The sequence below is a fragment of the Pseudoduganella sp. RAF53_2 genome (genome assembly GCF_052113985.1).
Lineage (GTDB): Bacteria > Pseudomonadota > Gammaproteobacteria > Burkholderiales > Burkholderiaceae_D > Rugamonas.
On the sequence record NZ_JBFRDW010000273.1, the window covers coordinates 1 to 7,521 of the forward strand.

Here is a 7,521-nt window from a genome sequence, read left to right on the forward strand (position 1 = left end):
GTCATCATGAAGCCGGCCACCGAAACCGTCTTCACCGGCGAAGATGCGGCCAAAATGCAGAAAATTCTGGACGCGCTGGAAAACCTGGATGATGTCCAGGAAGTCTATACCAACGCAGTCATCGAGGAATAATCCCCAATGAAGATCCTGGTAGTCGGCTCGGGCGGCCGTGAACACGCTTTAGCATGGAAACTGGCGCAATCCGAACGCGTGCAGATGGTGTATGTAGCACCTGGCAACGGCGGCACCGCGCGCGATGCGCGCCTGCAGAACGTGGCCATCACGGACCTGAACGCACTGGCGGATTTCGTTGAGCAGAACCACATCGGCCTGACGGTAGTCGGCCCTGAGGTGCCGCTGGCAGCGGGCATCGTCAACCTGTTCCGCGCGCGCGGCCTGAAAGTCTTTGGCCCGACCAGGGAAGCGGCGCAGCTGGAGTCCTCCAAGGATTTCGCCAAGGCCTTCATGAAGCGCCACGGCATTCCGACCGCCGACTACGAGACCTTCGCCGATGCCAAGGCCGCCCACGCCTTGGTGGACGCGAAAGGCGCGCCGATCGTGATCAAGGCCGATGGCCTGGCTGCGGGCAAAGGCGTAGTGGTGGCCATGACGCTGGAAGAAGCGCATGCCGCCGTGGACCACATGCTGTCCGATAACGCCTTTGGCGACGCCGGCGCGCGCATCGTGATCGAAGAATTCCTGTCCGGCGAAGAAGCTTCCTTCATCGTCATGTGCGACGGCAAGAACGTGCTGCCGCTGGCCACCAGCCAGGACCACAAGCGCCTGCAGGACAATGACCAGGGCCCGAACACGGGCGGCATGGGCGCTTACTCCCCTGCGCCGATCGTGACCCCGGCCATGCATGCGCGCGTGATGCGCGAGATCATCATGCCTACGATTCAGGGCATGGCGAAGGACGGCATCCAGTTCACCGGCTTCCTGTACGCGGGCCTGATGATCGACGCCGCCGGCAATCCGAAGACGCTGGAATTCAACTGCCGCATGGGCGACCCGGAAACCCAGCCGATCATGGCGCGCCTGAAGACCGATCTGCTGGGCGTGATGGAACATGCCGTCAACGGCACGCTGGACCAGGTGGAACTGGAATGGGACCGCCGCACCGCCGTTGGCGTGGTGATGGCCGCTGCCGGATATCCGGACAGCCCGCGCAAGGGCGACGCCATCCACGGCATCCCGGCTGAAACGCCGGAATCCGTCACCTTCCACGCCGGCACCACCGACGTCGACGGCAAGCTGCTCACCTCCGGTGGCCGCGTGCTGTGCGTGGTCGGTCTGGGCGACAGCGTGAAGATGGCGCAGAAGCAGGCTTACGAAGCTGTCGACAAGATCGCCTTCGACGGCATGCAGTTCCGCCGCGACATCGGCTGGCGCGGCCTGAAGCACTGAAACCGTCAACTGGTGGCTGCCACGATGTGGCAGCCACCAGTTGACGCCGCTGGCTCCTGACAAGGTGGCTGCCACGGCGTGGCAGCCACCAGCTTTATGCAGTTGGTTTTAACGAATATAACGGCACAATATGTCCGCACCTGATCCACAAGACGTCAAAGCCTGGCTGCTAAGCCTGCAGGACCGCATCGTCACCGCGCTGGAAGGCGTGGACGGCAAGCCTTTCCTGCGCGACGGCTGGGAGCGTCCTGAAGGCGGTGGCGGCATCTCGCGCCTGATCGAAGAAGGCAATGTGATCGAGCGCGGCGGCTGCAACTTCAGCCACGTGATGGGCGCCAAGCTGCCGCCATCGGCATCGGCGCACCGTCCGGAGCTGGGCGGACAGGCGTGGGAAGCGATGGGCGTGTCCCTCGTGATCCACCCGCGCAATCCGTATGCGCCGACCGTGCATATGAACGTGCGCTTCTTCAGCACCAGCACAGCCGACGGCACGTCGGTGTGGTGGTTCGGCGGCGGTATGGACCTGACGCCGTACTACGGCAACAAAGCAGACGCGCAGCACTTCCACCAGACCTGCCACGACGCGCTGGCGCCGTTTGGCTCCGAGCTGCATGCGAAGTTCAAGTCCTGGTGCGACGACTACTTCTACCTGAAGCACCGCAAGGAAGCGCGCGGCGTTGGCGGCATCTTCTTCGATGACTTCAATGCGCTCGGTTTCGAGCAAAGCTATGCAATGACCCGCAGCGTGGGCGACTCCTTCCTGAGCGCCTACCTGCCCATCCTGGAAGGCCGCAAGGACACCCCATACGGTGAGCGCGAGCGCGATTTCCAGGCTTATCGCCGCGGACGCTACGTCGAGTTCAATCTCGTGTTCGACCGCGGCACTCTGTTCGGCCTGCAGTCCGGCGGCCGCACGGAGGCGATCCTGATGTCGATGCCGCCGATCGTGAAATGGCGCTACGACTGGCATCCGGCACCGGGCAGCCCGGAAGCGGCGCTGTACACCGACTTCCTTCCGCACCGCGACTGGCTGGCCACGTGACCCGCTGTATCGCACTGCTGGGAGGCAGTTTCGATCCTGTACACAACGGCCACGTCGCGCTTGGCGCTCATTTCGCAGCACTGCTGCAGGCGGACGAGCTGCGTGTGATCCCGGCCCTGCCGTGGCAAAAGACATCCCTGGTGGCCACGCCCGAACAGCGCGTGGACATGCTGAAGCTGGCCTTCGCGGGCCTGCCCTGCCCGGTCACGGTCGACCGCCAGGAACTGGAGCGCGGCACGCGCACCTTTACGATCGAAACGCTGCGCGCGATCCGCGCCGAGGTAGGCCCGGATGTATCGCTGGCCTTCCTGATGGGCGCGGACCAGCTGCAGCGGCTGGACACCTGGCATAACTGGCGTTCCCTGTTCGACCTGGCCCACTTCTGTGTGGCGGCCAGGCCCGGCTTCGAACTGGAAGCGTCGCAACTGCCGGACGCGGTGGCGCAGGAGTTTACGCGCCGCCTCGCCGGCCCRGCCGAGCTGCATGCGCAGCCGTCCGGCCTGACCTGCATCGCCGCCGATCTGGACGTCGATGTATCGGCCACAGGCATTCGTGCTGCATTACAACGGGGCCAGAGCGCTGGCTCGCTTATCCCCGGCGTAGTGCTAGACTATATTGAACAACATAATCTGTATAAGAATTAAATGGATATCAAAAAACTGCAAACCCTCGTCGTGGACGCCCTGGAAGATGTTAAGGGCCAGGAAATCGTCCTGTTCGACACCACTGGGCTCACCAGCCTGTTCGACCGCATCTGCATCGCTTCCGGTACTTCCAACCGCCAGACCAAGGCACTGGCCGCATCCGTGCGCGACAAGGTCAAGGCAGCAGGCGGCGACGTGGTCGGCATCGAAGGCGAAGACACCGGCGAATGGGTGCTGGTCGACCTGGGCGATATGATCGTCCACATCATGCAGGCGCCGATCCGCGCTTACTACCGCCTGGAAGAGATCTGGGGCGAGAAGCCGGTCAAGCTGGGCGCCGCCAAGCGCAAGTCCACCGCCGAAGGCAAGGCCGCCGCCGACGCAGAAGCCAAGCCGAAGAAGTCCGGCCACCTGGCTGCGACCAAGAAGGCCAAGGAAGCCGAAGCTGTGGTCGAGAAAAAACCTGCCGCACGCAAGCCAGGCACCGTGAAGGCTGCCGCCGCTGCGGGCGCCGTCGCCAAGAAAGCTGCTGCCAAGAAGGCCGCACCGAAGATCGAAGCGCCGGAAGGCAAGAAGGTGAAGGTTGCCGCCACCAAGACCGCCGAGGCATCCGCCAAAGCCGCCAAGGCCAAGAAAGCCGCCGACGCCGCCGCCACCCCGGTCAAGACCGTCATCAAGCGCCTGAAGAAGGCTGCGGCCGAGTAAGTGCAGCTGCTCATCGTTGCGGTCGGCCACAAAATGCCGGCCTGGATCGAAAACGGCTTCGCGGAATACGTCAAGCGCATGCCGCCCGAGCTGCGCATCGTTCTCAAGGAAGTGAAGCCGGTCGAGCGCTCCGGCAGCAAGACCGCTGCCACCGCCATGGCGCTGGAACGGGAGCGCATCGAAGCGGTTCTGCCCAAATCGGTGCGCATCATTGCTCTCGATGAGCGGGGCAAGGACCTCACCAGCGTCGGTTTATCCCAGCAACTGGAAGCCTGGCAGCAGGATGGCCGCGATACGGCCTTCCTGATCGGCGGCGCCGACGGGCTCGATCCCGGCCTGAAAGCCAGGGCGGAAGGCATGCTCCGGCTGTCCAGCCTGACCCTCCCGCATGGCATGGTGCGCGTGATGCTGGCCGAACAGTTATATCGGGCGTGGACAATTACACAGAACCACCCTTATCATCGTGTATAAAACACAGGGTGGGGACAATGAAACTGGTCGAAAAGAAGATTTACCTCGCTTCAAAGAGCCCGCGGCGGCGTGAGCTGCTGCGGCAAATCGGCGTCGACTTCGAACTGCTGATGCTGCGCAGCGACGGCCCGCGCGGCGCGGATGTCACCGAAGACGTCAACGCCGGCGAGGAGCCGATGGCCTATGTCGGCCGCGTAGCACAGGAAAAAGCGGACTTCGCCTGGGACATGATCCAGAAGCGCCGCCTGATTCTGCGCCCCGTGCTGGCGGCCGATACCACCGTCACCATCGACGGCGAAATCCTCGGAAAACYGGCCAACATCAACGAAGCGTCGGCCATGCTGCGCAAGCTGTCGGGCCGCACCCACCAGGTCCTGACCTCCGTGGCCGTGCACTCCGCCGACTTTTCCGGCCATATCACGCAAGTCTCCGATGTCCGCTTCGGCAAGCTGACCGACGCCGAGATCAAGGCCTATTGCGCCACCACCGAACCATACGACAAAGCCGGCGGCTACGGCATCCAGGGCCTGGCCGCGCTGTTCGTCGAGCACATTGACGGCAGCCACTCGGGCATCATGGGCCTGCCACTGTTTGAAACGGCGCAGCTGCTGCGCCAGGCCGGCCTCAAGCTGCCATAAGCTGCCCTAATGAACGAAGATATCCTCATCAACATCACCCCGCAGGAAACCCGCGTCGCCCTGGTGGTACAAGGCGCCGTGCAGGAACTGCACATCGAGCGCACGCTGACGCGCGGCCTGGCGGGCAATGTCTATTCCGGCAAAGTGGTACGTGTGCTGCCCGGCATGCAGTCGGCCTTCATCGACATCGGCCTGGAACGTGCAGCCTTCCTGCACGTGGCCGACATCTGGGAAGCCCGTCCCCACGACGGCCAGAACGCCACGCCGACGCCGATCGAGAAGCTGCTGTTCGACGGCCAGGTGCTGACCGTGCAGGTCATCAAGGAYCCGATCGGCACCAAGGGCGCGCGCCTGTCGACCCAGATTTCCATCGCCGGCCGCATGCTGGTCTATCTGCCGCAGGATGCCCACATCGGCATCTCGCAGAAGATCGAAAAAGAGACTGACCGCGAAGCCCTGCGCACAAGGATGCAAAGCCTGCTGCCGCCGGAGGAAAAAGGCGGCTACATCGTGCGCACCCAGGCCGAGGATGCCTCCGACTCCGACCTGCAGGCCGATATCGAATACCTGCGCAAGACCTGGGGCGCCATCTGCCACGGCGCACGCACCCGTCCACCGACCTCGCTGCTGCATCAGGACTTGAGCCTGGCCCAGCGCGTACTGCGCGACTTCGTGCACGACGAGACGGCAACTATCCAGGTCGATTCCCGCGAAAACTTCCTGTCGCTGACGGAGTTTGGCCGCATCTACACGCCGTCCGTGCTGCCACGGCTGGCGCACTACACGGGCGAGCGGCCGCTGTTTGACCTGTACGGCGTGGAAGAAGAAATCCAGCGCGCGCTGGGCCGCCGCGTGGATCTGAAATCCGGCGGCTACCTGATCGTGGACCAGACCGAGGCCATGACGACCATCGACGTCAACACCGGCGGCTTCGTCGGCGGCCGCAATTTCGCGGACACCATCTTCAAGACCAATCTGGAAGCGGCCCACGCCATCGCGCGCCAGCTGCGCCTGCGTAATCTGGGCGGCATCATCATCCTGGACTTCATCGACATGGAGAACACGGAACACCGCAATGCCGTGCTGGCGGAACTGAAGAAGGCATTGTCGCGCGACCGCACCAAGGTGTCGGTATCCGGCTTCTCGGCGCTGGGCCTGGTGGAGATGACGCGCAAACGTACCCGCGAATCGCTGGCCCACATCCTGTGCGAGCCCTGCCCCGCTTGCGGCGGCAAAGGCCAGGTCAAAACGTCGCGCACCATCTGCTACGAAATCCTGCGCGAACTGCTGCGCGAAGCCAAGCAGTTCAACCCGCGCGAATTCCGCATCCTCGCCTCGCAGGAGGTGGTGGACATGTTCCTCGAAGAAGAATCCCAGCATCTGGCGATGCTCGGCGACTTTATCGGCAAGAAGATCTCGCTACAGGTCGAAAACACCTATCACCAGGAACAGTACGACGTTATCCTGATGTAGCAAAATCCGGGGTCAGGTCTGTCATGCGCGTGCCAGCATCGGCTGGAGGGTTTGCCACACTTGCCCGCCGCTGATGCCGCGCATGCAGTTGTGGTGGCCGAGCGGGCATTCGCGCTGGCGGCATGGAGAACAATCCAGGCGCAGAGAGATCGAGGCGGCGATGTCGGAAAACGGCGGCGCGTGATCCGGATCGGTCGGACCGTAGATCGCGATCACCGGACGATTCAGCGCCGATGCCACGTGCAGCAGGCCGGAATCGTTGCTGACTACGGCATCCGCGCGGCCAATCAGGGCCACCGCCTCGCCCAGAGAGGTTTTGCCCGCCAGGTTGACGCAGGCGGGCGCCGCTGCGCAAACGGCCTCGCACACGGCAGCATCCTTCGGCCCGCCCAGCAAAGCGATCTGGGCGCCCGGCACATGCGCCTCGATCTCGCGCGCCAGGTCGCCGAAGTGTTCGGCAGGCCAGCGTTTGGCGGAGCCGAATTCGGCGCCAGGGGCGAATACGACCAGCGGACGCGCGACATCCAGTCCGGCCTTGGCGCAAGCCGCGGCAATCTGCTCGTCGCGTACAACAAGCTTCGGTTTGGGCACATCGGAACGCAGCGGCGCGGCAGGCGCCGACGCCAGCGCGGCGTAGAACGGCACCATCGGCCGCGGCGGAGTCGAATCGTGGTGCATCACATTGATCAGGCCATAACGGCTCTCGCCCTTGTAGCCCACGCGGCGCGGAATCCCGGCCAGCAGCGGAATCAGCGCATATTTCAGGGTATTTGGCAGCACATACGCAGCAAAATAGCCGCGCTTTGCCAGCACGCGCGAATACTTCCAGCGCTCCTTCAACTGCAGGGGACCGTGGCGGAACGGCGTTTCCAGCACTTCGTCCACTTCCACCATCTGGCGCCAGACCGGCGACACGGCCGGCGGCGCCAGCACGTCGATCGGCGCATCCGGGTACTGCGCGCGCAGCAGCTGCAGCAAGGGCTGCGCCATCACGGCGTCGCCGATCCAGTTGGGAGAGATGACAAGAATGCGATTATCCGGTGACACGTTGTTCCTCAGGGCGGGCTGGTGGCCGCATTATATACGTGCCGGACGCCGCGCCAGCGCTGCTATAATGGGGCTTTTCTGCACGCGTCATATG

Annotated in this window: 9 protein-coding genes; 8 read left to right on the forward strand and 1 reads right to left on the reverse strand. The window is 63.8% G+C overall.

What is annotated here, in order from left to right; all coding sequences use genetic code 11:
- The 8 genes from AB4Z11_RS16895 to rng all read left to right on the forward strand — a co-directional run.
- The coding region (locus AB4Z11_RS16895; RefSeq protein ID WP_442026409.1) for a YebC/PmpR family DNA-binding transcriptional regulator at positions 1-132 on the forward strand (132 nt) is incomplete at its 5' end.
- A gap of 6 nt (positions 133-138) precedes the next feature.
- Positions 139-1,407: a phosphoribosylamine--glycine ligase gene (gene purD / locus AB4Z11_RS16900; protein WP_442026401.1), complete on the forward strand. Its 1,269-nt coding sequence runs from the start codon at positions 139-141 to the stop codon at positions 1,405-1,407.
- A 130-nt stretch (positions 1,408-1,537) separates the two neighbouring features.
- Positions 1,538-2,449 carry an oxygen-dependent coproporphyrinogen oxidase gene (hemF, locus tag AB4Z11_RS16905; RefSeq protein ID WP_442026402.1) on the forward strand — a complete coding sequence of 304 codons (912 nt, stop codon included), beginning with the start codon at positions 1,538-1,540 and terminating at the stop codon, positions 2,447-2,449.
- Positions 2,446-3,093, forward strand: coding sequence for a nicotinate-nucleotide adenylyltransferase (gene nadD, locus AB4Z11_RS16910; RefSeq protein ID WP_442026403.1), 648 nt, complete (start codon positions 2,446-2,448; stop codon positions 3,091-3,093). Before hemF ends, nadD begins: the two co-directional genes overlap by 4 nt.
- Entirely contained in the window at positions 3,094-3,798 is a 705-nt protein-coding gene (gene rsfS, locus AB4Z11_RS16915; protein ID WP_442026404.1) for a ribosome silencing factor, read from the forward strand.
- Positions 3,799-4,269, forward strand: a complete 471-nt coding sequence (rlmH, locus tag AB4Z11_RS16920; RefSeq protein ID WP_442026405.1) for a 23S rRNA (pseudouridine(1915)-N(3))-methyltransferase RlmH — start codon at positions 3,799-3,801, stop codon at positions 4,267-4,269.
- A gap of 17 nt (positions 4,270-4,286) precedes the next feature.
- On the forward strand, positions 4,287-4,907 hold the full coding sequence (locus AB4Z11_RS16925; protein ID WP_442026406.1) for a Maf family protein: 621 nt from the start codon (positions 4,287-4,289) through the stop codon (positions 4,905-4,907).
- A 9-nt stretch (positions 4,908-4,916) separates the two neighbouring features.
- Positions 4,917-6,380 carry a ribonuclease G gene (rng, locus tag AB4Z11_RS16930; RefSeq protein ID WP_442026407.1) on the forward strand — a complete coding sequence of 488 codons (1,464 nt, stop codon included), beginning with the start codon at positions 4,917-4,919 and terminating at the stop codon, positions 6,378-6,380.
- A 21-nt stretch (positions 6,381-6,401) separates the two neighbouring features.
- Here the strand turns inward: rng and waaF are convergent, their stop codons facing one another.
- On the reverse strand, positions 6,402-7,427 hold the full coding sequence (gene waaF / locus AB4Z11_RS16935) for a lipopolysaccharide heptosyltransferase II (RefSeq protein WP_442026408.1): 1,026 nt from the start codon (positions 7,425-7,427) through the stop codon (positions 6,402-6,404).
- Positions 7,428-7,521: the final 94 nt, after the last annotated feature.

What these genes read in the sequence shown, in the direction of transcription:
- purD (WP_442026401.1), top strand. Translation starts at nt 139, where the DNA reads ATGAAGATCCTGGTAGTCGGCTCGGGCGGCCGTGAACACGCTTTAGCA.
- hemF (WP_442026402.1), top strand. Translation starts at nt 1,538, where the DNA reads ATGTCCGCACCTGATCCACAAGACGTCAAAGCCTGGCTGCTAAGCCTG.
- rsfS (WP_442026404.1), top strand. Translation starts at nt 3,094, where the DNA reads ATGGATATCAAAAAACTGCAAACCCTCGTCGTGGACGCCCTGGAAGAT.